Source organism: Rugamonas apoptosis, from assembly GCF_014042355.1.
GTDB classification, from domain to species: domain Bacteria; phylum Pseudomonadota; class Gammaproteobacteria; order Burkholderiales; family Burkholderiaceae_D; genus Rugamonas; species Rugamonas apoptosis.
On sequence record NZ_JACEZU010000015.1, the window covers coordinates 1 to 23,435 of the forward strand.

Annotated in this window: 19 protein-coding genes and 1 rRNA gene; 14 read left to right on the forward strand and 6 right to left on the reverse strand. The window is 64.1% G+C overall.

Translation table 11 applies throughout. The annotated features are described in order from the left end of the window. The 3 genes from rrf (at position 1) to H3H39_RS24270 (ending at position 2,940) form a co-directional block, all read left to right on the forward strand. Positions 1-112: ribosomal RNA gene (gene rrf, locus H3H39_RS24260) — 5S ribosomal RNA — on the forward strand. Between the two features lie 177 nt (positions 113-289). Beyond that, positions 290-1,702, forward strand: coding sequence for a L,D-transpeptidase Cds6 family protein (locus H3H39_RS24265; protein ID WP_182156973.1), 1,413 nt, complete (start codon positions 290-292; stop codon positions 1,700-1,702). Between the two features lie 155 nt (positions 1,703-1,857). Beyond that, positions 1,858-2,940, forward strand: a complete 1,083-nt coding sequence (locus tag H3H39_RS24270) for a L,D-transpeptidase family protein (RefSeq protein WP_229218253.1) — start codon at positions 1,858-1,860, stop codon at positions 2,938-2,940. A gap of 78 nt (positions 2,941-3,018) precedes the next feature. On the opposite strand, the gene H3H39_RS24275 is transcribed toward H3H39_RS24270, so the two are convergent. Continuing rightward, entirely contained in the window at positions 3,019-3,444 is a 426-nt protein-coding gene (locus H3H39_RS24275; protein ID WP_229218254.1) for an acyloxyacyl hydrolase, read from the reverse strand. Between the two features lie 262 nt (positions 3,445-3,706). Between H3H39_RS24275 and H3H39_RS24280 the strand changes: the two genes are divergently transcribed. After that, a complete protein-coding gene (locus H3H39_RS24280; protein WP_182156976.1) occupies positions 3,707-4,597 on the forward strand; it encodes an NAD(P)-dependent oxidoreductase in 891 nt (296 codons plus the stop codon). A gap of 30 nt (positions 4,598-4,627) precedes the next feature. Here the strand turns inward: H3H39_RS24280 and H3H39_RS24285 are convergent, their stop codons facing one another. Further along, positions 4,628-5,824 carry a M20 aminoacylase family protein gene (locus H3H39_RS24285; RefSeq protein ID WP_182156977.1) on the reverse strand — a complete coding sequence of 399 codons (1,197 nt, stop codon included), beginning with the start codon at positions 5,822-5,824 and terminating at the stop codon, positions 4,628-4,630. A 260-nt stretch (positions 5,825-6,084) separates the two neighbouring features. Here H3H39_RS24285 and H3H39_RS24290 point away from each other — a divergent pair, with 260 nt between their 5' ends. The 4 genes from H3H39_RS24290 (at position 6,085) to H3H39_RS24305 (ending at position 12,998) form a co-directional block, all read left to right on the forward strand. Beyond that, positions 6,085-8,163 (forward strand): molybdopterin-containing oxidoreductase family protein, encoded by a 2,079-nt coding sequence (locus H3H39_RS24290; protein ID WP_182156978.1) that lies wholly within the window; start codon positions 6,085-6,087, stop codon positions 8,161-8,163. Between the two features lie 9 nt (positions 8,164-8,172). Next, positions 8,173-9,300 carry an aminopeptidase gene (locus tag H3H39_RS24295; RefSeq protein ID WP_375540457.1) on the forward strand — a complete coding sequence of 376 codons (1,128 nt, stop codon included), beginning with the start codon at positions 8,173-8,175 and terminating at the stop codon, positions 9,298-9,300. Positions 9,301-9,518: 218 nt separating this feature from the next. Then, a complete protein-coding gene (locus tag H3H39_RS24300) occupies positions 9,519-11,210 on the forward strand; it encodes a long-chain-fatty-acid--CoA ligase (protein WP_182156979.1) in 1,692 nt (563 codons plus the stop codon). 117 nt (positions 11,211-11,327) lie between these two features. Continuing rightward, the gene (locus H3H39_RS24305) at positions 11,328-12,998 is read left to right on the forward strand and encodes a long-chain fatty acid--CoA ligase (protein WP_182156980.1); all 1,671 of its coding nucleotides are present in this window, start codon (positions 11,328-11,330) and stop codon (positions 12,996-12,998) included. 113 nt (positions 12,999-13,111) lie between these two features. Here the strand turns inward: H3H39_RS24305 and H3H39_RS24310 are convergent, their stop codons facing one another. From H3H39_RS24310 to H3H39_RS24320, 3 genes are read right to left on the reverse strand one after another with little or no spacing between them, the layout of a single operon-like run. Further along, a complete protein-coding gene (locus tag H3H39_RS24310) occupies positions 13,112-13,399 on the reverse strand; it encodes a hypothetical protein (RefSeq protein ID WP_182156981.1) in 288 nt (95 codons plus the stop codon). A 45-nt stretch (positions 13,400-13,444) separates the two neighbouring features. After that, entirely contained in the window at positions 13,445-15,040 is a 1,596-nt protein-coding gene (locus H3H39_RS24315) for an alkaline phosphatase D family protein (protein WP_182156982.1), read from the reverse strand. Positions 15,041-15,053: 13 nt separating this feature from the next. Next, the gene (locus H3H39_RS24320) at positions 15,054-15,491 is read right to left on the reverse strand and encodes an acyl-CoA thioesterase (protein ID WP_182156983.1); all 438 of its coding nucleotides are present in this window, start codon (positions 15,489-15,491) and stop codon (positions 15,054-15,056) included. Positions 15,492-15,552: 61 nt separating this feature from the next. Between H3H39_RS24320 and H3H39_RS24325 the strand changes: the two genes are divergently transcribed. Then, complete coding sequence (locus tag H3H39_RS24325; RefSeq protein ID WP_182156984.1) at positions 15,553-17,421, forward strand: ABCB family ABC transporter ATP-binding protein/permease; 1,869 nt, start codon at positions 15,553-15,555, stop codon at positions 17,419-17,421. A gap of 144 nt (positions 17,422-17,565) precedes the next feature. Here the strand turns inward: H3H39_RS24325 and H3H39_RS24330 are convergent, their stop codons facing one another. After that, positions 17,566-18,825, reverse strand: coding sequence for a dicarboxylate/amino acid:cation symporter (locus tag H3H39_RS24330; RefSeq protein WP_182156985.1), 1,260 nt, complete (start codon positions 18,823-18,825; stop codon positions 17,566-17,568). A gap of 263 nt (positions 18,826-19,088) precedes the next feature. Here H3H39_RS24330 and H3H39_RS24335 point away from each other — a divergent pair, with 263 nt between their 5' ends. The 5 genes from H3H39_RS24335 (at position 19,089) to pyrC (ending at position 23,433) form a co-directional block, all read left to right on the forward strand. Further along, the gene (locus H3H39_RS24335) at positions 19,089-19,814 is read left to right on the forward strand and encodes an amino acid ABC transporter ATP-binding protein (protein ID WP_182156986.1); all 726 of its coding nucleotides are present in this window, start codon (positions 19,089-19,091) and stop codon (positions 19,812-19,814) included. A 68-nt stretch (positions 19,815-19,882) separates the two neighbouring features. Beyond that, on the forward strand, positions 19,883-20,851 hold the full coding sequence (locus H3H39_RS24340) for an amino acid ABC transporter substrate-binding protein (protein ID WP_182156987.1): 969 nt from the start codon (positions 19,883-19,885) through the stop codon (positions 20,849-20,851). Position 20,852: 1 nt separating this feature from the next. After that, on the forward strand, positions 20,853-21,587 hold the full coding sequence (locus H3H39_RS24345) for an amino acid ABC transporter permease (RefSeq protein WP_182156988.1): 735 nt from the start codon (positions 20,853-20,855) through the stop codon (positions 21,585-21,587). 11 nt (positions 21,588-21,598) lie between these two features. Then, positions 21,599-22,291, forward strand: coding sequence for an amino acid ABC transporter permease (locus H3H39_RS24350; RefSeq protein ID WP_182157081.1), 693 nt, complete (start codon positions 21,599-21,601; stop codon positions 22,289-22,291). 89 nt (positions 22,292-22,380) lie between these two features. Further along, positions 22,381-23,433: a dihydroorotase gene (gene pyrC, locus H3H39_RS24355; protein ID WP_182156989.1), complete on the forward strand. Its 1,053-nt coding sequence runs from the start codon at positions 22,381-22,383 to the stop codon at positions 23,431-23,433. Positions 23,434-23,435 lie beyond the last annotated feature (2 nt).

A 23,435-nucleotide genomic window follows, 5' to 3' on the forward strand; every position in this document is an offset into this window, starting at 1 on the left:
TTGATGACCATAGCAAGTTGGTCCCACCCCTTCCCATCCCGAACAGGACCGTGAAACAACTCTGCGCCGATGATAGTGCTGCAACCAGTGTGAAAGTAGGTTATCGTCAAGCTAGTTATCCGAAAAACCCCGCCGACTCTTGTGTTGGCGGGGTTTTTTTTCGTCTGTACGGTTGATCTGTTATCTTTGTTGGGCATCCGTTACTAAAATCATGGGTATCCATCCTTACTTTTGATATGCGGAAACAGAAGGTGTACCATGTCCCCTTTCGCGCTAGCTCTAGACCTCAATGAAAATTAAGACCGCTCCAACTAGTAGCAACAACAAGGTTTCCACCCCGAGCGTGCGTCGCACCATTGCCCGGTTGCTGGGGTATTCCGGTGTGATTGCACTGTTGTGGGCATCGCCGTCGCGGGCCGATGAGGTGGCTGACGTCAGCAAATTGCTGCGTGCCGGCAAAGTGACCGAAGCACTCGTCAAGACCAACGAATTCCTGGCCAAGCACCCTGCCGATCCGCAAATGCGCTTCATGAAAGGCGTATTGCTGACTGAGCAGAACAAATCGGAAGAGGCCATTGTCGTCTTTACCAAGCTGACGGAAGACTACCGCGATCTGCCCGAACCCTATAACAACCTGGCGGTCCTGTATGCAGCCAACGGCCAGTATGACAAGGCGCGCATCGCGCTGGAAAAGGCCATCCGCACCAATCCCAGCTACATGACGGCCTATGAGAACCTGGGCGACGTCTACGGCAAGATGGCCAGCCAGGCCTACGACAAGGCGCTGGCCCTCGGCGCGAACAATGCGCCGGCCAAGTCCAAGCTGACTTTGCTGCGCACGTTCTCCAGCAGCACCGGCGCCAAGGTGACCGTGCCGGAGACGCAAGTAGCCCAAGCCGGCGCAGCGCCAGCGCCTGCGTCTGTGCCGGCGCGTCCGGCAGCCAATGCGCCAGTTCAATTGATTACGCCGTTGTCGCCGAATACGGCCAAGGCCATGCCGCCACAGCGGATCCCCGCCCTGTCGGTGACGCCGCCGGCCGTGGCAGCCAAACCAGCGCCGGCGCCGGCGCCAACGCCAATGCCCGCACCAGTCCTGGCCAAGGTCGAACCGCCCAAGCCAGCGCCGATGCCGGTTCCGGCACCCGTGCCAGCCAAACCCGCGGCGCCCGTGGTGTTGGCTAAAGTTGAACCCGCCAAGCCGATGCCCGCTCCCGCTCCTGCACCCGCCAAGGTGGAACCAGTTAAGCCCGCACCCGCTCCTGTGAAGGTCGAGCCGGCCAAGCCAGCTCCCGCGCCCGTGTTGGCGAAGGTGGAAACGCCGAAGGCGGCCGCCAAGGCTGAACCGGCCAAACCGGACAACAGCGAGAACGATGCCGTGTTGAAGCAGGTGCATGGCTGGGCCAAGGCATGGTCGTCGCAGAACGTGGACGGCTACCTGGGTTACTATGCCAACGAGTTTGAGCCGCCCAAGGGCTTGTCGCGCAAGGCCTGGGCTGACGAGCGCCGTGCGCGCATCGCCGGCAAGGGCCGCATTCATGTCGAGATTGCTACGCCTGAAGTCGATGTCCATGGCAATACGGCGAAAGTGACGTTCCGGCAGACGTATGAATCCGACCGATTGACGGCTCGTAGCCGGAAAACGCTCGTGCTGATCAAAAATGGTGGAAAATGGCAGATCAAGCAGGAGTCCTCGGGTAGCTGATGTCACACTTTAGATTTATGCAAGATTGGCGGACAAGTCGTGTGCTGTGTGTCCTCCTCCTCAGTATGTTAGGGGGAGGGGGCAGCTTTGCCGCAAAAAAGCCGCCAAAGGCGCACCATGCGCCGGCAGCCCAGAAGGCTGACCCTGAAGAGCTGTTGTCTGACATTTACCGTGAGCTGGCGGAAAACAATCTGCGGGCTGCGCAACAAAAGGCGGACGCGCTGGTCGAGGCTTATCCGAATTTCCGGCTTGGCCACCTGCTGCGTGGCGATTTGCTGTTGATGCACACTCGTCCCGTGGCCATGCTGGGCGCGGCCGTGCCAGTCGGCGCCGAAGCCAGGCTGGCCGACCTGCGGCGCGAGGCCGCCGTGCGCTTCCAGGCCCTGCCTGGTCGCCCGTCCGCTGCCCTGGTACCGCGCGCGCTGCTGCAGATGCGCAAGGATCAGCGCCATGCCCTGATCGTGGACGCCAAGCATTCCCGTCTCTACCTGTACGAAAACCGCAATGACCAGCTGCGTCTGCTGTCGGACTTCTATGTCAGCCAGGGCAAGCTGGGCATCAACAAATCGCGCGAAGGCGACATGCGCACACCGATCGGTGTGTATTACATCGTGGGCCGCCTGCCCGGGGTGAAGCTGCCCGACATGTATGGCAAGGGCGCCTTGCCGCTCGATTATCCGAACGACTGGGACAAGGTCCACGGCCGCGGCGGTTCCGGCATCTGGGTGCACGGCACGCCGCCGGAAACGTTCAGCCGGCCGCCGCTGTCCACGGACGGCTGCGTGGTGGTCAGCAACGACGACCTGTTCAAGCTGACCCGTACGGTGGAAATCGGCAAGACGCCGGTGCTGATCGGCGACCAGGTGGAGTTCGTCAGCAAGGCCGTCATGGAAAATGATCTCAAGCTGGCCAGCGGCCTGGTGGAAAGCTGGCGCCGCGACGTGGAGCGGCGCGACGATGCGGGCCTGCGCTCACATTACTCGATCCACTTCAAGTCCGCCACCGACGACGATACCGACGCCTGGCTGGCCAAGCAGCAATTCCTGCCGGGCGCCAAGAAGGTCAGCGTCACCGTCAGCGACCCCAGCTTCTTCCGCCAGCCCAGCAAGGAAGAAATCATCGTCAGCAACTTCACGCAGGAAACGGTGGTGGGCCGCTACCGCCATGCCGTGCGCAAGAAACAGTACTGGGCCAAGGAAGGCCAGGCGTGGAAGATCGTGGCCGAGTCCAACGCATAAAAAAAAAACGCCATGTGTGCCGGCGACGCTCAATATCGTCGCACGGCCACATGGCGGTTTTTGTGTCAGGCGTAGCGCTTAGAAGTGGTACGCCGCCTTCAATTCCAGGAAGTTCACGCCCGTGTTGGGCTTGCGGTAACCGCCGTTGGAAAAGTGCTGGATCTTGGCGCCCACTTCCCAGTTGTTGTCGAACACATAGCCGATGCCGATGTGGTCGCCAAACTGGAACAGCGTGGACAAGCGGTAGGTATCATTGTTGTACAGCTCGGACAGCCGGTGCACACCGATGCCGCCCTCGTAGTAGATGCCTTTCTTGTTGTCGTGCTCCCAGCGGAACACCGGGGTGAAGCCGATGTCGGTCAGGCTTTCATGGGCGCCCGGCACGTTCTGGTACTGGGTTTCGCGCCAGAAACCGAAGCTGGCGTCCCAATAGCCGCTCAGGTGGCTGCCATTGGATTGGAACCAGCGCGCGCTCCAGTCCTTCTGTACTCCCAGGCGGAGCATATGAACCTTGGCGCTACTGCCATAGTCAACGGAAACGGAATCGATCACACTACCATCTGCTGCCTGTGCCGCCTGCACGGCTAACAACGCGGCGGCTGCCGCAATCAACTTTTTAGCGAACATAGTATCCTAACAATTAAAAAGCTGTATCTCTCAGTGGATACGGCTGACCTGATTGTACCGGGGTTCCAGCAAAATGTTTTAGTGTGAAAATTTTCTTAAATTGATAGCAATATCGACCTTTTCAGGAGTAAGTATTCCCATGCGCATCACCTTTCTTGGCATCGGCTTGATGGGAGACCCGATGGTACGCCGGCTGTTGAATTCTGGCTATACCGTCAAAGTCTGGAACCGCACCCACAGCAAGGCGCAAGCCCTGGCGGCGGCGGGCGCCATGGCCGTGGCACAGCTCGATGAGGCCGTGCGCGATGCCGACCTCGTCATCTCCATGCTGGAGGCGGGCCCCACCGTGGCCCTGGTACTGGAGACGGCGCTGCCTGCTTTGGCGCCCAACGCGCTGTGGATAGACATGAGTTCGACCCGCCAGTCGGAGGCGCAGCAATTCCATGCCTTGCTGACAGCCCAGGGCCGGCGCTTCATCGATGCGCCCGTGTCCGGCGGCGTGGGCGGTGCCCAGGCTGGCACGCTGGCCATCATGGCAGGCGGCAGCGCTCAGGATTTCGCCCAGGCCGAAGCGGTGCTGGCGGCCATGGGCCGGCCCACACTGGTGGGGCCGGCCGGCAGCGGCCAGGTGTCCAAGCTGTGCAATCAACTGATCGTGGGGGCCACGCTCAACATCGTGGCCGAAGCCATGCTGCTGGCCCAGGCGGCCGGCGCCGATCCGGCCGCCGTGCGTACGGCCATCCGTGGCGGTTTCGCGGAGAGCAAGATTTTGGAGGTGCATGGCCAGCGCATGCTGGAGCGTAATTTCGTCGCCGGTGGCCAGGTCAAGACGCAGATCAAGGACCAGCGCAACATCCTGGCGGCCGCAGCGGCGGCGGGCGTCACCTTGCCCGTCACGGCACTGGTGACGCAACGCTATGAGACGATCGAGGCGCTCTACCCGCAGGCCGACCATTCGGCCGCCCTGCTGGCACTGGAACGGCTGAATCCGGGCCAGCGCGTGGGCACGGCGCCGGACAAGCTGGCCTAGGTTTGACCAGCTTCGGTTTTGCCCGCTTCCTTACTTCGCCAGCGGCAAGCTCATTTCCGCCAGGCGGACCCAGTAGCTGGCGCCGATCGGCAGCAGGTCGTCGTTGAAGTCGTAGCTGGCGTTGTGCAGCACGCAGGGGCCCAGGCCGTGGCCGCCATCGCGGTGGCCGCCTTCGCCATTGCCGATGAAGATGTAGCAACCCGGCTTGGCCTGCAGGAAGAACGCGAAGTCCTCCGCACCCATGGTCGGTTCCACGTTGGGATTGACGTTGTCGGCCCCGGCCACGTCCTTCATCACTTGCAGCGCGAACTGGGTTTCGCGCGCGTGGTTGACCAGCGGCGGATAGTTGCGCTTGAACTCGAAATCCACCTCGGCGCCGAACGCGGCGGCCGTGTGGCGGGCGATCTCGCCCATACGCTTTTCCAGTAAGTCCAGCACCGGCGTGGTGAAGGTCCGCACCGTGCCCACCATCTTCGCTTCGTCCGGAATCACGTTGGTGGCGCTGCCGGCGTGGATCTGGGTGATCGACAGCACGGCCGTATCGAGCGGGCTCTTCTCGCGCGTGATGATGGTCTGCCAGCTTTGCGCGATCTGCACCGCCACCATCACGGGGTCGATGCCGTTGTGGGGCTGGGCCGCGTGTGCACCCTTGCCCTTGATGGTGACGTGGAATTCATTACTCGATGCCATCATCGGCCCTGCCGTCACGCTCAGCGTGCCGGTGGCCGCGCCGGGCCAGTTGTGCATGCCGTAGATGGCGTCCATCGGGCATTGCTCGAACAGGCCGTCGGCGATCATGCTGCGCGCGCCGGCGCCGCCTTCCTCGGCCGGCTGGAAGATCAGGTAGACGGTGCCGTCGAAGTCGCGGTGGCGGGCCAGGTGGTGGGCCGCGCCCAGCAGCATGGCCACGTGGCCGTCGTGGCCGCAGGCGTGCATCTTGCCGGGGTGGCGCGAGGCGTGGGCGAAGGTGTTGATCTCCTGCATGGGCAGCGCGTCCATGTCGGCCCGCAAGCCCACCGCGCGCGGGGAGGTACCGTGCTTGATGATGCCCACCACGCCGGTCTGGCCCATGCCGCGCAGGATGGGGATGCCCCATTCCGTCAGCTTGGCCGCCACCACGTCGGAGGTGCGCCGTTCTTCATAGCACAGCTCGGGATGGGCGTGCAGGTCGCGCCGGATCTGCTGCAATTCGGATTGAAACGCCATGATGGGTTCAACTAGTTTCATCTGTGTCTCCGTGTTGGGTTCCGCAGACTGCCGAGGCCGCCTACGAGATCAGGCATTGTAGCCCTTGTAAGAAGTTGTTTCAAAATGACCATGGCGAGGCGTGGCGACGCAGGCAGTGCGCGTGCACGGCAAGGCGCGGCAACGCTGCCATGGGCTGTTTGAAACGACTTCCAGGAAATCCAGCGCGAAGCCAGCGGCAGATGCCTGAGCCCGGAATCGTTTACGATAGCGGTTTCAGTGTACGCTTTTTGGAACCCGACATGACCACCACCTACGTCCGCGCCGCCTGCCCGCATGACTGCCCCGACACTTGTGCCCTGCTGGTCACGGTGGAAGACGGGGTGGCCACCGAGGTCAAGGGCGATCCCGACCATCCCCCCACGGCCGGCGTGCTGTGCACCAAGGTGTCGCGCTACCCGGAACGCACCTACCACCCCGAACGCCTGCTGCATCCGCTGCGCCGGGTGGGCAAGAAGGGCGAGGGCAAGTTCGAGCGCATCAGCTGGGACGAGGCACTGGACACCATCGCCGCCCGCCTCAAGGAGATCGCCGCGCGCGCGCCGCAAGCCATCCTGCCGTACAGCTATTGCGGCACCATGGGCCTGGTGCAGGGCGATTCCATGTCGGCCCGTTTCTTCCACCAGTTGGGCGCGTCGCTGCTGGACCGCACCATCTGCGCTTCGGCCGGCGCCACCGGTTACAAGTACACGATGGGCGCCACCATCGGCACCGACCTGGAACAATTCCAGAACGCCAAGCTGATCCTGATCTGGGGCGGCAACCCCATCGCGTCCAACCTGCACTTCTGGACCCGGGCCCAGGAAGCCAAGCGGCGCGGCGCCAAACTGATCGCCATCGACCCCTACCGCTCGCTGACGGCGGAAAAATGCCATCAGCACATCGCCCTGATGCCGGGCACGGATGCGGCGCTGGCCTTGGGCATGATGCATGTGCTGATCAAGGAAGACTTGCTCGATCACGATTACGTGGCCCGCTACACGCTGGGCTTTGAGGAACTGAAGCAGCGCGCGGCTGAATGGACGCCCGAACGCGTGGCCGCCACCTGCGGCATCACCGTGGACGAAGTGGTGGAACTGGCCCGCGTGTACGGCCAGATGGCCAAGGCCGGCGAGCCGGTGGCGATCCGCCTCAACTACGGCGTGCAGCGGGTACGCGGCGGCGGCATGTCGGTACGCAACATCGCCTGCCTGCCGGCGCTGGTGGGCGCGTGGCGACTAGCGGCCGGCGGCGTGCAGTTGTCCGCGTCCGGCGCCTTCCCCACCAACAAGCCGGCCTTACAGCGGCCCGACCTGCTGCCGAACGCGCCGCGCACCATCAACATGACCACCATCGGCGACGACTTGCTGCGGCCCACGTCGGAGCAGTTTGGCCCCCAGGTCGAGGCCGTGATCGTCTACAACGCCAACCCGGTGGCCATCGCGCCCGATTCGTCCAAGGTGGCGGCCGGCTTCGCGCGCGAGGACTTGTTCACCGTCGTATTGGAACATTTTCAGACCGACACGGTCGACTACGCCGACATCGTGCTGCCCGCCACCACCCAGCTGGAACACGTGGATGCCCACACGGCGTACGGCCACCTGTACATGATGGCCAACAACGCGGCCATCGCGCCCATGGGGGAAGCGAAGCCTAATACGGAGATCTTCCGGCTGCTGGCGGCCCGCATGGGCTTCGACGATCCCTGCTTCCAGGAAAGCGACGACCAACTGGCGGCCCAGGCGTTCCGGCGCGACGACGCGCGCGCCATCCACTTCGACTGGGAATCGCTCAAGCGCAAGGGCTGGCAAAAGCTGGCCATGCCGGACGCACCGTTCGCCGAGGGCAACTTCCCCACGCCGTCCGGCAAGTGCGAGCTGTATTCGGCCAAGATGGCCGAGGATGGCCTCGACCCGCTGCCGTCCTACAACGCGCCCTATGAATCGCCGGGCAGCAACCCGGAACTGGCGCAGCGTTATCCGCTGGCCATGATTTCGCCGCCGGCCCGCAACTTCCTCAATTCCACCTTCGTCAACATCAAGAGCCTGCGGGCGGCCGAAGGCGAGCCCCACCTGGACATCCACCCGGACGATTGCGCCGCGCGCGGCATCGCCGACGGCGACATGGTGCGCATTTACAACGACCGCGGTTCCTTCGTGGCCAAGGCGCGCATGACGGCCAAGGCGCGGCCGGGGCTGGTGGTGGGCCTGTCCGTGTGGTGGAAGAAGCTGGCCAGCGACGGCAAGAACGCCAACGAAGTGACGAGCCAGGCCTTGACCGACATGGGCCGTGCCCCCACGTTTTACGATACACTGGTACAAGTCGAAAGAGTTGCCGCATGAAGGTGAGCCATGGGCCAGTTTCGCAATGTCTTGTTCCGCGCCAGGTATTGGCTGGTGGGGAGCGGGCTTGCGCTCATGCTGGCCGGTTGCGCCCAGTTCAAGTACTACATGCAGGCCGCCCAAGGCCAGTATGCGCTGTGGTCGGACGCCCGGCCGATTGAAGACTGGCTGGGCGATCCCAGCACCGATCCCCAACTCAAGGCCAGGCTGGAGAAAGCGCTGCGCATACGGCGCTTCGCCGTGCACCACCTGGGCCTGCCCGACAACGCCAGCTACAAGAACTACGCCGCCCTGTCGCGCCCCTTCGTGCTGTGGAACGTGGTGGCCACGCCGGAACTGTCGCTGCGGCCCATCAAGTGGTGTTTTCCCATCGCCGGCTGCGTCAGCTACCGCGGTTATTACAGCAAGGAAGATGCGCTGGCCTACGCCGCCGAGCTGCGGGCCGAGGGCGATGACGTGCAGGTGGGCGGCGTGCCCGCCTATTCCACGCTGGGCTGGTTCAGCGATCCGCTGCTGTCGACCTTCATCAACTATTCCGATGCGGAACTGGCCCGCATGATCTTCCACGAGCTGGCCCACCAGGTGGTCTACGTGCAGGGCGACAGCCAGTTCAACGAAGGCTTCGCCACGACGGTGGAGGAGGCGGGCGTGCAACTGTGGCTGGACCTGTACGGCAACGACGCCATGCGTGAAGGCTATGCGCGCTACCATGCGCGGCGCGAGGAATTCCTGGCCTTGCTGGTGCGCCACCGCGCGGCGCTGGCCGCCAACTACGCGCGCCACGCCAGCACCCACCACAAGCGGGAGGAGAAGGCCCGCATCTTCGCCGCGCTCAAGGCCGATTACCTGAAACTCAAGGAAAGCTGGGGCGGTTACGCCGGTTATGACCGCTGGTTCGCGGAACCGCTCAACAACGCCCACCTGAGCGCCGTGGCCACCTACCAGGAGGATTTGCCGGGATTCCGTGCCCTGCTGGCGCAGGAAAAGAACTTCCCGCGTTTTTATGCTGCAGTGCAATCGCTGGCCAACATGGCGCTGGCGCAACGCCAGCAACGTTTGCAGTGGCTGGGACGCCCAGCCATGCTGAATGCGGGCAACGGCCCCACACCGGCGCCGGTGCCCGAGGCGGTGCACTGATGCTGCGTCGCAGCACCGACGTTGCCAAAATGATACGCTTGCGTGCGCTTAGAAGGCACGCTCCAATCGGCGTGAAAGCGCTTGCGCACGAGCGTTCGTTTATATAGCATCGGCTCAAGTACTTTCACGGCGTTCGCGCGCCGGGGGAGCGCCTGACCCTGCTTCCCGGCCCTGTGCGCCGGTTCCTATAACGATAATATCGAGACAAGAGGCACAGGATGGAGAAAATCTGGTTGAAGTCGTATCCCCCCGGTGTACCGACCGATATTGATCCTAGTCAATATCGTTCTTTGGTGCAACTGCTGGAAGAATCGTTTCGCAAGTATGCAGACCGCAACGCCTACGTCTGCATGGACAAATTCCTGACCTACGCCGAACTCGATGCCCTGTCCAAGCGCCTGGGTGCCTGGCTGCAAAGCCGGGGCATGAAGCCGGGCGCGCGCGTGGCCATCATGCTGCCCAACGTGCTGCAATACCCGATCGCCGTGGCCGCCATCCTGCGCGCCGGCTATACCGTGGTCAACGTCAATCCGCTGTACACGCCCCGTGAACTGGAACACCAGCTCAAGGATTCGGGCAGCGAAGCCATTATCGTGCTGGAAAACTTCGCCAATACGCTGGAGCAGGTGCTGGGCAAGACGCCCATCAAGCATATCCTCGTGGCCAGCATGGGTGAAATGCTGGGCGGCCTGAAAGGCATGCTGGTCAATTTTGTGGTGCGCAACGTCAAGAAGATGGTGCCGCCGTTCTCGCTGCCCAACGCGGTACGGTTCAAGGACGCGCTGTCGCAGGGCGGCCGCATGAAGCTGACGCCAGTGGAACTGCAACCGTCCGACGTGGCGTTCCTGCAATACACGGGCGGCACCACTGGTGTGTCCAAGGGCGCCACGCTGACGCACCGCAACCTGGTGGCCAATTTGCTGCAGGTGGAAGCGTGGTCGGCGCCGGCCATCGGCAACGCGCCGGAAGCGTTGACGGTGGTGTGCGCCTTGCCGCTGTACCACATCTTCGCGCTGACGGCTTGCGCGCTGTGGGGCGCGCGCGCTGGCGCGCTCAACCTGCTGATCCCCAATCCACGCGACATTCCCGGCTTCATCAAGGAATTGAGCAAATACAAGATCAACGTGCTGCCGGCCGTGAATACGCTGTACAACGCGCTGGTCAATCATCCACAATTCGCCTCGCTCGATTTTTCCGCGCTCAAGGTCGCCAATGGCGGCGGCATGGCGGTGCAGCAAGCCGTCAACGAGAAATGGCGCCAGGCCACCGGCAAGTCCATCGTGGAAGCTTACGGCTTGTCGGAAACGTCGCCGCTGGCCACCAGCAACCCGGCCAACAGCACCGAGTTTTCCGGCACCATCGGCTTGCCCGTGTCATCCACTGAAGTGCTCATCCTGGATGACGATGGCCAGCCGGTGCCGCTGGGCCAGCCAGGCGAGATCGCCATCCGCGGCCCGCAAGTGATGGCGGGCTATTGGAACCGTCCGGACGAGACGGCCAAGGTGATGACGCCCGACGGCTACTTCAAGACCGGCGACGTGGGTGTGATGGACGAGCGTGGCTACGTGAAGATCGTCGACCGCAAGAAGGACATGATTTTGGTGTCGGGCTTCAATGTGTACCCGAACGAACTGGAAGGCGTGATCGCGGCCCACCCGGGCGTGCTGGAATGCGCCTGCGTCGGCGTGCCGGACGACCATTCGGGCGAAGCCGTCAAAGTGTTCGTGGTGCGCAAGGACCCGAACCTGACCGTGGACCAGTTGATGGCCTATTGCAAGGAGCAGTTCACGGGCTACAAGAAGCCGAAATACATCGAATTCCGCACCGAACTGCCGAAGACCAACGTCGGCAAGATCTTGCGGCGCGCGCTGCGCGACGAGCCGCAGGCGGCCGTCAAGCAGGCCGCGTAGCAGTAACGCATACCCGGCCGGCGAGCGTGGTGGCTTGCCGGCCTTTGTTTTTAAAACCATGGCAAACGAACCTGGCGCCGAGCGATACGCGCCGTCAACCTGATAATGAGGCAATAGATGGAAAAGATTTGGCTGAAGTCCTACCCCGAAGGCGTGCCGGCGGAAATCGATATCACGCAATACCGCTCGGTGACCCACATCATGGAGGAGGCGTTCCGCAAGTTCTCCGATCGCAACGCCTACGTTTGCATGGACAAGTTCCTCACCTACGGCGAGCTGGACCGTCTGTCGGCCCGCATGGGCGCCTGGCTGCAGAGCAAAGGCTTGAAGCAGGGCGCGCGCGTGGCCATCATGCTGCCGAACGTGCTGCAATATCCAGTGGCCATGGCCGCCATCCTGCGCGCCGGCTACACGGTGGTCAACGTCAACCCGCTGTACACGCCGCGCGAACTGCAGCATCAGCTGAACGATTCGGGCGCGGAAGCCATCATCGTGCTGGAAAACTTCGCCACCACGGTGCAACAGGTGGTGGACAAGACCAAGGTCAAGCATGTGATCGTGGGCAGCATGGGTGACCTGCTGGGCGGCCTGAAAGGCATGCTGGTCAATTTCGTGGTGCGCAAGGTCAAGAAAATGGTGCCGGCGTATGCGCTGCCGAAAGCCATCTCGTTCAAGCAAGTGCTGGCCGAGGGCGCGCGCCTGACGCTCAAGCCCGTCAAGCAGGGCCACGACGACATCGCCTTCCTGCAATACACGGGCGGCACCACGGGCGTGTCCAAGGGCGCCGTGCTGCTGCACCGTAACGTGGTGGCCAACGTGCTGCAGAACGAAGCTTGGCTGCAACTGCCGCCCCAGAAGGAGCAGCTGGTGTTCGTGTGCGCGCTGCCGCTGTACCACATCTACTCGCTGACCATCAGCGGCTTCATGGGCATGCGTTTGGGCGGCATGAATTTGCTGATCCCCAATCCGCGCGACATTCCCGGCTTCGTCAAGGAACTGGCCAAGTACAAGGTCAGCGTCTTCCCGGCCGTGAACACGCTGTACAACGCGCTGCTCAACAACGCCGAGTTCGCCAAGCTGGACTTCGCGTCCTACAAGATCTGCAACGGCGGCGGCATGGCCGTGCAACAAGCCGTGGCCGACCGCTGGCTCAAGCTGACGGGCACCCCCATCATCGAAGGTTACGGCATGTCGGAAACCTCGCCCGTGGCCACGGCCAACCGGGTCGACATCAAGGAATTCACGGGTACCATCGGCCTGCCGATTCCATCGACGGAAATCCAGATCCTGGACGACGATGGCCATCCGCTGCCGTTCGGCCAGCCTGGCGAGATCGCCATCCGCGGCCCGCAGGTGATGGCCGGCTACTGGCAGCGTGACGATGAGACGGCCAAGTCGATGACGGCGGACGGCTTCTTCAAGACGGGCGACGTGGGCATCATGGACGAGCGCGGCTATACCCGCATCGTGGACCGCAAGAAGGACATGATCCTGGTGTCGGGCTTTAACGTGTACCCGAACGAGATCGAAGGCGTGGTGGCGGCTCACCCAGGCGTGCTGGAAGTGGCGTGCATCGGCGTGCCGGACAAGAACTCGGGCGAAGCCGTGAAACTGTTCGTCGTGCGCAAGGACCCGAACCTGACGGCCGACCAGCTGCAAGACTACTGCAAGCACGAACTGACAGCCTACAAGAAGCCGAAATACATCGAGTTCCGCGATGAGCTGCCGAAGACCAACGTGGGCAAGATCCTGCGCCGCCAACTGCGCGACGAGAAGCAGGCGGCCTGACGCGCGCCGGTTCGAAACAGGGGACGCGACATTGGGGAGGTAACACAGTTTCGCCAACTCGCGCCAGAGAAAATCGCCCGCTTAGCCGGGCGATTTTTTTTGCGCACGCCGGCTCAGGCGCCGCTGCTTTCCTTGATGCGGCTCAGGCAGCGGGCGCGCATGTCTTCGGCCAGACGCTGGCGCACTTCGTGCTCATGGTCGAGATAACCTTCCGTGTTGGCGCGGCGGGCGCAGGCGGCCCAGTGTTCGTCCTCCGCTTCCCGCAGCCGCTCGAATTCCGCCAGCGACAGCATGACCACCGCCTCGCCGCCGGCCGGTTCGATCACCAGCGGTTGCGTCAAGGCGCGCTGCAGCCAGGTGTCGAATTCCTGCGCGACTTCATCTTCGTTCACCTTCAACATGGCTGGCCTCCTGGGAGATTGCTTAACCCAGTATAGGCCGCCTCGCTAGCGATGCAAGCCCAGTCCCGGCTTGCCGTTTGCAACCCGGAAGCGGGCCAGCGTGGTCACGCCGGAGCTGGGATCGTGCACATCGTCCAGCGCCTGGAACAGCGCCACGCAATCATCCGGCGTGAGTGTGAGCAGCATATAGCCGCGCAGGTCGCTGCGGCCGAACTTCAGTTCCGGATTCATGGCCACGTACTGCGCCGTGCGCGCCTGCGGGCGCGAGGGCGAGGTGACGGAGCCGCCGCAGAATTCCGTCGCCAGCACCGGGTTGGCGGCCGACACGGGCCGCAGTGGATAGCGCCGCAGTTCGGCGGCGAAGAAGCTGTGCACGTCGCCCGACAGCACCAGCGGATTGGCCGCATGGCTGGCGCGCAGCGCGTCGTATAGGCGCTGGCGCGCCATCGGATAACCATCCCAGCCATCCGTCCAGAAGCGGCCGTCCTGCTCGGTGCGCAGCGGCACCTGGCTGTTCTGCGCCATCAGCGTTTGCTGCGCCAGGATGTTCCAGCGTGCGCGCGACGATTGCAAACCCTGCTCCAGCCAGGCCTGCTGCTGCGCGCCCAGCATGGTGCGGGAGGGATCGCGCAGCGCAGGACAGTCGCGCAGGTAGACGGAGCTGGAGCCGCCCCGGCCCGGCGGCAAACAGGCCGGATAGGCGCGGTACTGGCGGTCGTCGAGCACGTGGAAGCGGGCCAGCCGCCCCCAGTCGTAGCGCTGGTACATGCGCAGGTCGCCGAAGCCGCCGGGCGCCGTGGCCGCTGGCGCCGGTATCCGCAACGGCATGTGCTCATAGAAGGCCTGGTAGGCGGCTGCGCGCCGTTCGGCGAAACGGGGATCGAGGCGCTCGTCATGGTCGTTGGCGTAATCGTTGGCCACCTCATGGTCGTCCCAGGTGACGATCCACGGCGCGGCCACATGCGCCGCCTGCAGGTCGGGATCGGTCTTGTACTGGGCGTAGCGGGCGCGGTACTCGGCCAGCGTGAAGCTCTCGGCGGTGCGCATGGCCGTCAGCGGATGGTGCAGCTGGTACGGTCCCCACTCGTAGATGTAGTCGCCCAGGAAGGCCACCAGGTCCGGCGCTGCGGCGGCGATGTGACGGTGCGCCGCGTAGCTGCCGAATTCCCAGTGCTGGCAGGACGCCACGGCCAGCTTGAGCTGACCCGGCATGGTGTTGGGCGCGGGCGCCGTGCGGGTGCGGCCCACGGGGCTGACGGCGTCACCCAGCAGGAAACGGTACCAGTACCAGCGGTCCGGCGCCAGGCCCGTCACGTCCACATGCACGCTGTGCGCCAGCGCGGGCGGCGCGCTGGCCGTGCCGCCCGCGACGACGCGGCGGAAGCCTTCATCCTCCGCCATTTCCCAGCGCACGGCATAGGCCAGCGGCGGCATGGCGGCCGCGTTCAGGGGATCGAACAGGATGCGGGTCCAGATCACCACCGCGTCCGGCAACGGCGAGCCGGAAGCCACGCCCAGCGTGAACGGATAGGCTGCGCCGGGCCGGCCGTTGGCGGCGCGGCCGGGCGACATGGCGCCGGCGGCGGCCAGCGCCGTCAGGCGCGCGGTGTGGGCGAGGAAGTCGCGGCGCGTTGTTTCCATGCGCCGGCGGGCCTTATGCCAGCAGGGTTTCGAGCGGCGGCACCTTGCGCGGCTTGCGGTCCGAATCGGTGGCCACATAGGTCAGCGTGGCTTCCGTCACCTTGACGGTGCACGCCTGCAGCCGATTGCGCTCGGCGTACACTTCCACGTTGACGGTGATCGAGGTGTTGCCGACCTTGACGATGTCGGCGTAAAACGACAGCAGGTCGCCCACGAACACGGGGTTCTTGAACACGAAGGAGTTGACGGAGATGGTGGCGACGCGGCCGTTGGCGCGGCGCGTGGCCGGCAGCGAGCCGGCGATGTCCACCTGGGACATGATCCAGCCGCCGAACACGTCGCCGTAGACGTTGGCATCGGACGGCGCCGGCATCATGCGCAGTTCCGGCATGCGGCCGGCGGGCAGGCCGCGGTATTCGGTGGCCGGGATCGGGTTTTCTGGGGTGGTCATCGCAAAATCTCGTGAAGGGCTACAATGGATTAGATTGAACCATAAAAAGCAGACCTTTGCCATGCGCCGCCATCCTCCCTCTTCTTCCGGCCCCGCGCCGGACGCCCGTGCCGCCAGCCGCAGCGACCTGGCCACCCTGAAAACCCTGATCCCTTACCTGTGGGTCTACAAATGGCGCGTGCTGCTGGCGCTGCTGTGCCTGGTAGGGGCCAAGCTGGCCAACGTCGGCGTGCCGCTGGTGATGAAGCGGCTGATCGATGCACTCAGCGTCAACCCCAGCCATCCGCAGGCGCTACTGGTGCTGCCGCTGGGCGCGCTGCTGGCCTACGGCGCGCTGCGGGTGTCGACCACGCTGTTTACGGAGCTGCGCGAATTCCTGTTCGCGCGCGTCACGCAGCGGGCCGTGCGCACCATCGCGCTGCAGGTGTTCCGCCACCTGCATTCGCTGTCGCTGCGCTTCCACCTGAACCGCCAGACGGGCGGCATGACGCGCGATATCGAACGGGGTACACGCGGGGTCGGTTCACTGATTTCGTACACACTGTTCAACATCCTGCCCACGCTGGTCGAAATCACGCTGGTGCTGGGCTACCTGGTCACGCATTACGACATCTGGTTCTCTGTCATCACCTTCTGCGCGCTGGTGTTCTACATCGCCTTCACCGTGTTCGTGACGGATTGGCGCACCCACTTCCGGCGCACCATGAACGACCTCGATTCCAAGGCCAACACCAAGGCCATCGATTCGCTGATCAATTACGAGACGGTCAAATACTTCGGCAACGAGGACTATGAGGCGCGCCGTTACGATGAAGGCTTGCAGCGCTTCGAGTCGGCCGCCGTCAAGTCGCAGACCTCGCTGTCCCTGCTCAACACGGGGCAGTCGCTGATCATCGCCAGCGCCGTCACGCTGATCCTGTGGCGCGCCACGGCCGGCGTGATCGCCGGCACCATGACGCTGGGCGACCTGGTGCTGGTCAATTCCTTCATGATCCAGCTTTACATCCCGCTCAACTTCCTGGGCGTGATCTACCGCGAGATCAAGCAAAGCCTGGCCGACATGGAGCGCCTGTTCTCGCTGCTGGACGAGCACCGCGAAGTGGCCGATGCGCCGGACGCCCAGCCGCTGCGCACGCACGGCGCCGAAGTGCGCTTCCAGCGCGTCGATTTCAGCTACGAAGCCAAGCGCAAGATCCTGTTCGACGTCGACTTCACCATCGCGCCCGGCACCACCACGGCCGTGGTGGGGCACAGCGGTTCGGGCAAGTCCACCTTGTCGCGCCTGTTGTTCCGCTTTTATGAAGTGAACGGCGGCGGCATCACCATCGATGGCCAGGATGTGCGCGCCGTGACGCAGGACTCGCTGCGCCACGCGATCGGCATCGTGCCGCAGGATACGGTGCTGTTCAACGACACCATCGAATACAACATCGCCTACGGTAAGCCGGGCGCCACGAAAGAGCAGATCGTGGCGGCGGCCAAGGCGGCCTCCATCCACGACTTCATCGAGAGCCTGCCGGATGGTTATGGTTCCATGGTGGGCGAGCGGGGGCTGAAGCTGTCGGGTGGTGAGAAGCAGCGCGTGGCCATCGCACGCACGCTGCTGAAAAATCCAGCCATCCTGATCTTCGATGAAGCCACGTCGGCGCTGGATTCCAAGGCCGAGCAGGCGATCCAGGCCCAGCTGAAGGAAATCGCCCGCAGCCGCACCACGCTGGTGATCGCGCACCGCCTGTCCACCGTGGCCGACGCCGAGCAGATCCTGGTGCTGGACCATGGCCGCATCGTGGAGCGCGGCACCCACCACACGCTGCTGGCGGCCGACGGCTTGTACGCGCAGATGTGGTTGCGGCAGCAGGCCCGCGCCGACGAGGACCTGGCGTCGCCGGCCAGCCCGGATCAGGGGCGGATGGTGGCCGAGCAGTCCTGAATCTGTCAGTGTGGACCAGCGCGTGGCGCCAGGGCGGAGAATCTGACACTTTGACTCCCTGACCTTCTGACACATCACGCGACCATGAAAAAAGGCTTCCCGAGGGAAGCCTTTTTGTTGGGCGCTGCCGCAGTTATCGGCGGCTTATGGCAGCGGCGCGTCGGCCAGGTCGCGGTGGATAGGATCAACCAGTTCGCCTTCCCATTTGGCCACGACGGCGGTGGCGATGCTGTTGCCGATCACGTTGGTGGCGGAACGGGCCATGTCCAGGAAATGGTCGATACCGAGCAGCAGCACCAGGCCCGCTTCCGGAATGTTGAACTGGCCCAGGGTGGCGGCGATCACCACCAGCGAGGCGCGCGGCACGCCGGCCATGCCTTTGGAGGTCAGCATCAGCACCATCATCATGGTCATCTGCTGGCCCAGCGTCATTTCGATGCCGTAGGCCTGGGCGATGAACACGGTGGCGAAGGTGCAGTACATCATCGAGCCGTCCAGGTTGAACGAGTAGCCGATCGGCAGCACAAAGGCGGCGATGCGGTTACGTACACCAAAGCGCTCCAGGCCTTCCAGCGTTTTCGGGTAGGCCGCTTCGCTGGACGCGGTGGAGAAGGCCAGCAGGGCAGGGCCGCGCATTTCGGCCATCAGGCCGCCGATGCGCTTACCGAGGAAGGCGAAGCCGATACCGATCAGCAGGGCCCACAGCACGGCGATACCGAAATAGAACTCGGACATGAACACGCCGTAGGTCTTGAGCACGCCCAGGCCGCTCTTGCCGATCACGCCGGCGACAGCCGCGAACACGGCGAACGGCGCGAACTTCATCACGTAGCCCGTCACTTTCAGCATCACGTGGGCCACGCCGTCCATCGCGTCGACCATCGGCGCCGACTTCTCGCCCACGGCGGCGGCGGCCGAACCGAAGAACAGCGAGAAGATCACGATCTGCAGGATCTCGTTCTTGCTCATGCCTTCGATGATGGAGGCCGGCACCAGGTGGGTGACGAACTCCTTCAGCGACAGGCCGGAGGTGACGATGCCGCTGGCGGCCGTGGTGGCCGGCAGGTGGCCCAGCAGGGCGTCGCCGGGGCGGAACATGTTGACCAGTATCAGGCCCAGGGTCAGCGAAATCAGCGAGGCGATGAAGAACCAGCCCAGCGTCTTGATACCGATGCGGCCCACTTCGCTGGCGTCGCCCATGCGGGCGATACCCACCACCAGGGTGGAGAAGACCAGTGGCGCGATGATCATTTTAATCAGGCGCAGGAACAGGGTCGTCACCAGCGACATCATGTCGGCGAATCCGGCCGGATCGGCCAGATTGAGGTTGGCCAGGTAGCCGGCGAAGATGCCCAGTACCAGCCCGACGAGAATGTAGGTGGTCAATCGGCTTTGCTTATTCATATTGTTGAGTTCCTGTGGTAGTGTCTCTCTAACGGGGCCGGCATTGCAACAGGGTCGCTGTCGCAGGGTCGCTGTCGCCACGTAATCTCGTGCAAAATAGCTTCAAACGGCCGCAGCGACGGGACGAACGTCGAGCGATCCAGCCTTGTAAACTGATGAAACTATGAGCAAGTTCCGCAGTATCCTTGTGGGCAAGGGTGCTGTCAAGCGCGCGCGGGCGCCCGTTCGGGGCCGCGCCAGGGTCACTTTGGCGACGGAAAAGCATGATAGCGATCGAAAATCTCAGCAAGTGGTACGGCCAGTTCCAGGTGCTGACCGACTGCAGCACCAGCGTGGCCAAGGGCGATGTGATGGTGATCTGCGGACCGTCCGGTTCCGGAAAATCGACCCTGATCAAAACCGTCAATGGGCTGGAGCCGTTCCAGCAGGGGACCGTGACGGTCGACGGCATCTCCGTCGGCGCACCCGCTACCGACTTGCCGGCGCTGCGGGCGCGGATCGGCATGGTGTTCCAGAATTTCGAGCTGTTCCCCCACCTTTCCGTGCGCGACAACCTGACCCTGGGCCAGACCAAGGTGCTGGGCCGCGGCCTGGATGAAGCCACGGCGCGCGGCCTGAAGTACCTGGAGCGGGTGGGTTTGCTGGCGCAGCAGGATAAGTATCCCAACCAGCTGTCGGGCGGGCAGCAGCAACGGGTGGCCATCGCCCGCGCGCTGTCCATGGACCCGATCGCGATGCTGTTTGACGAACCCACGTCGGCGCTGGACCCGGAAATGATCAACGAAGTGCTGGACGTGATGGTGGGCCTGGCGCAGGATGGCATGACCATGATGGTGGTGACCCACGAGATGGGCTTCGCCAAGCGGGTGGCGAACCGGGTGGTGTTCATGGACCACGGCCGCATCCTGGAAGACTGCAGCAAGGATGAATTCTTTGGCGCGCCCCGTTCCGATCGGGCGCGCGACTTCCTGGCGCGTATTATCCACTAAGCTCCACTAGGGGAGTAACGCGCAGTACTGTTCGCAATGGTTGGGTTTTTTCTGCTGAAGGAGGAATCATGGCTGGTTCGAGTAACGTACGTCTGTCCCTGTTCGTCCCCCTGGCTTGCGCCGCGGGCCTGTTGTTGGCGGCGCCGGCAGGCGCCGAGGAGGCCGGCGGCACGCTGGCCAAGATCAAGCGCACCGGCACCATCACGCTGGGTGTGCGCGATGGTTCCATTCCATTCTCCTATCTGGACGACAAGCAGCAGTACCAGGGCTATTCCGTCGACCTGTGCATGAAGGTGGTGGTGGCGGTGCAGAAGCAGCTGGGCATGACGGGGCTGAAGGTGCAGATGAATCCCGTCACCTCGGCCAACCGCATCCCGCTGATGGCCAACGGCACCATCGACCTTGAATGCGGCTCCACCACCAACAACGCCGAGCGCCAGAAGCAGGTGGCGTTCGCGCCCACCATGTTCGTGATCGCCAACCGGCTGCTGGCCAAGAAGTCGTCGCACATCCGCAGCCTGGCCGACATGAAGGGCAAGACCCTGGTCGCCACGGCCGGCACCACCACGCTCAAGCAGATGACGATCCTGAACAACGAGCAGCAGCTGGGCATGACCATCGTGGTGGGCAAGGACCATCCCGAATCGTTCCTGATGCTGGAGACGGGACGGGCGGCGGCCGAGGCCAACGACGATATCCTGCTGGCCAGCCAGGTGGCCACCTCGCGCACGCCGGGCGATTACGAAATCACCAAGGAAGCGCTGTCGGTGGAGCCGTACGGCATCATGCTGCGGCGTGACGATCCTGCCTTCAAGCAGGTGGTGGACGCGGCGCTCACGCGCTTCTATCAGACCGACGACTTCGGCAAGCTGTACACCAAGTGGTTCCAGAGTCCGATCCCACCCAAGAACATCAACCTGAACTTCCCCATGCCGCCCCAGCTCAAGGCGGTGATCGCCAAGCCGACCGACTCGCCCGATCCAGCGGCCTACGCCGAGGTGCCACCGGCGCAAAAGGCGGCCAGCCGCAGGAAGTGACATGCACTACCACTGGAACTGGAGCATTTTCGGCGAGCTCTCGCCCGACGGCGTCCATACGTATTGGGACACGCTGCTGTCGGGCCTGGGCTGGACCCTGGCCACCTCGCTGAGCGGCTGGCTGATTGCGCTGGCGCTGGGGCTGGCCGTGGGCACCTTGCGCACGCTGCCCTCGCCGTGGCTGCGGCGCCTGGGCACGGCCTACGTGGAGCTGTTTCGCAACGTGCCGCTGCTGGTGCAGATGTTCCTGTGGTTCTTCGTGATGCCGGAGATGCTGCCCCAGGCGGCGGGCGACTGGCTCAAGGCGCTGCCTAACGCGCCGTTTCTCACGGCCGTCATCTGCCTGGGCTTTTTCACGTCGGCGCGGGTGGCGGTGCAGGTCACGGCCGGCATCGAGGCGCTGGCCGGCGGGCAGCGGCGGGCCGCGCTGGCGCTGGGACTCAGCCTGCCGCAGGCCTACCGCTACGTGCTGCTGCCGCTGGCGCTGCGCATCGTGCTGCCGCCGCTGACGAGCGAATTCCTCAACATCATCAAGAACAGTTCGGTGGCGCTCACCATCGGCTTGATGGAGTTGACGGCCAGCGCGCGCGCGATCCAGGAATTCTCGTTCCAGGTGTTTGAAGCGTTTTCCGCCGCCACCGCCATCTATGTGCTGGCCAACCTGGTGGTGATAGTCGCCATGCACTGGCTGGAGCGGCGGCTGGCGCTGCCCGGCACGTTGGGCAGGCAAGGATAAGGTAAATGAGCATGTTCGCCCAATTCGACTTCGACGTCATCGCTCGCTCCTGGGTCTACCTGTTCCAGGTGGGGATGGCGTTCACGCTGGAGCTGACGCTGCTGGCCATGCTGGGCGGCGTGGCGCTGGGCACCTTGCTGGCGCTGGGGCGCATGTCGCGGCACCGGCCGCTGGCGCTGGCGGCGGCCGGCTACGTCAACCTGGTGCGGGCCGTGCCGCTGGTGCTGGTGATCTTCTGGTTCTACTTCCTGGTGCCGTATGTGGCCGCGTGGGTGATCGGCGCGGAGGAACCGGTCAAGGTGGGCACGTTCTGGTCGGCGCTGATCACGTTCACGCTGTTCCAGGCCGCCTACTACTGCGAGATCATGCGCGGCGGCATACAGGCGATCCCGCGCGGGCAGGTGCTGGCGGCGCAGGCGCTGGGGCTGGGCTACGGGCGCACCATGTGGCATATCGTGCTGCCGCAGGCGTTCCGCAACATGCTGCCGGTGCTGCTGACGCAGACCATCGTGCTGTTCCAGGACGTATCGCTGGTGTATGTGCTGTCGGTGCCCGATTTCGTCGGCGCGGCCAGCAAGGTGGCCCAGCGCGACGGACGGCTGGTGGAAATGTACACGTTCGTGGCGGTGGTGTATTTCGCGCTGTGCTGTTTGCTGTCGTGGGCCGCGCGCCAGTTGCAGCGGCGGGTGGCGATCATAAGGTAGCGGCGTGTCATTGCAATAATGCCATCAACGCGCCGCCGCCGCCGCGACCAGTTAAAATGGCGGAATCCGCAATTTGAGAGTCCGCCGCCATGTCCGATTTCGAACACATCCCCCAGAGCCTGACCATCACCCGTCCAGATGACTGGCATTTGCACCTGCGCGACGGCGCCACCCTGGCCAGCGTGCTGCCGCACAGCGCGCGCCAGTTCGGCCGCGCCATCGTCATGCCCAACCTGAAGCCGCCCGTCACCACCACCGCCATGGCGCTGGCCTACCGCGAGCGCATCCTGGCCGCGCTGCCGCAGGGGATGAACTTCGAGCCGCTGATGACGCTCTACCTGACCAACAACACCCCGCCCGACGAGATCGTGCGGGCCCAGGAAAGCGGCTTTATCCAGGCCGTCAAGCTGTACCCTGCCGGCGCCACCACCAATTCCGACGCCGGCGTGACCGACCTGCGCAACTGCTACAAGACGCTGGAAATGATGCAGGAAGTGGGCATGCCCTTCCTGGTCCACGGCGAAGTGACGGACCCCGATATCGACCTGTTCGACCGCGAAGCCGTCTTCATCGAGCGCGTGATGCGCCCGCTGCGCCGCGACTTCCCGGCCCTGAACGTGGTGTTCGAGCACATCACCACCAAGGACGCGGCGCAGTACGTGGCCGAAGCGGACGGCCCGATCGCGGCCACCATCACGGCCCACCACCTGCTGTACAACCGCAACGAGATCTTCAAGGGCGGTATCCGTCCCCACTACTACTGCCTGCCCGTGCTCAAGCGCGAGGAACACCGCCTGGCGCTGATGACGGCCGCCACCAGCGGCGACGAGCGCTTCTTCCTGGGCACCGACTCGGCGCCGCACGCGCAGGGCGCCAAGGAAGCGGCCTGCGGTTGCGCCGGTTGCTACACGGCGCTGCACGCGATGGAACTGTATGCGGAAGCGTTCGAACGGGCCGGCGCGCTCGACAAGCTGGAAGCCTTCGCCAGCTTCAACGGCCCGGCCTTCTACGGCCTGCCGCGCAATACGGACACCATCACCCTCAAGCGCGAAGCATGGGAACTGCCGGCCACGCTGCCGCTGGCCGACCAGCAGGTGGTGCCGCTCAACGCCGGCGAAACCATCAACTGGAAGATGGTCTAAGG

Coding starts and splice junctions, on each gene's coding strand:
- H3H39_RS24265 (WP_182156973.1), top strand. CDS start 290: ATGAAAATTAAGACCGCTCCAACTAGTAGCAACAACAAGGTTTCCACC.
- H3H39_RS24275 (WP_229218254.1), bottom strand. CDS start 3,444: ATGCTCCGCCTGGGAGTACAGAAGGACTGGAGCGCGCGCTGGTTCCAA.
- H3H39_RS24280 (WP_182156976.1), top strand. CDS start 3,707: ATGCGCATCACCTTTCTTGGCATCGGCTTGATGGGAGACCCGATGGTA.
- H3H39_RS24285 (WP_182156977.1), bottom strand. CDS start 5,824: ATGAAACTAGTTGAACCCATCATGGCGTTTCAATCCGAATTGCAGCAG.
- H3H39_RS24290 (WP_182156978.1), top strand. CDS start 6,085: ATGACCACCACCTACGTCCGCGCCGCCTGCCCGCATGACTGCCCCGAC.
- H3H39_RS24295 (WP_375540457.1), top strand. CDS start 8,173: ATGGGCCAGTTTCGCAATGTCTTGTTCCGCGCCAGGTATTGGCTGGTG.
- H3H39_RS24300 (WP_182156979.1), top strand. CDS start 9,519: ATGGAGAAAATCTGGTTGAAGTCGTATCCCCCCGGTGTACCGACCGAT.
- H3H39_RS24305 (WP_182156980.1), top strand. CDS start 11,328: ATGGAAAAGATTTGGCTGAAGTCCTACCCCGAAGGCGTGCCGGCGGAA.
- H3H39_RS24310 (WP_182156981.1), bottom strand. CDS start 13,399: ATGTTGAAGGTGAACGAAGATGAAGTCGCGCAGGAATTCGACACCTGG.
- H3H39_RS24315 (WP_182156982.1), bottom strand. CDS start 15,040: ATGGAAACAACGCGCCGCGACTTCCTCGCCCACACCGCGCGCCTGACG.
- H3H39_RS24320 (WP_182156983.1), bottom strand. CDS start 15,491: ATGACCACCCCAGAAAACCCGATCCCGGCCACCGAATACCGCGGCCTG.
- H3H39_RS24325 (WP_182156984.1), top strand. CDS start 15,553: ATGCGCCGCCATCCTCCCTCTTCTTCCGGCCCCGCGCCGGACGCCCGT.
- H3H39_RS24330 (WP_182156985.1), bottom strand. CDS start 18,825: ATGAATAAGCAAAGCCGATTGACCACCTACATTCTCGTCGGGCTGGTA.
- H3H39_RS24335 (WP_182156986.1), top strand. CDS start 19,089: ATGATAGCGATCGAAAATCTCAGCAAGTGGTACGGCCAGTTCCAGGTG.
- H3H39_RS24340 (WP_182156987.1), top strand. CDS start 19,883: ATGGCTGGTTCGAGTAACGTACGTCTGTCCCTGTTCGTCCCCCTGGCT.
- H3H39_RS24345 (WP_182156988.1), top strand. CDS start 20,853: ATGCACTACCACTGGAACTGGAGCATTTTCGGCGAGCTCTCGCCCGAC.
- H3H39_RS24350 (WP_182157081.1), top strand. CDS start 21,599: ATGTTCGCCCAATTCGACTTCGACGTCATCGCTCGCTCCTGGGTCTAC.
- pyrC (WP_182156989.1), top strand. CDS start 22,381: ATGTCCGATTTCGAACACATCCCCCAGAGCCTGACCATCACCCGTCCA.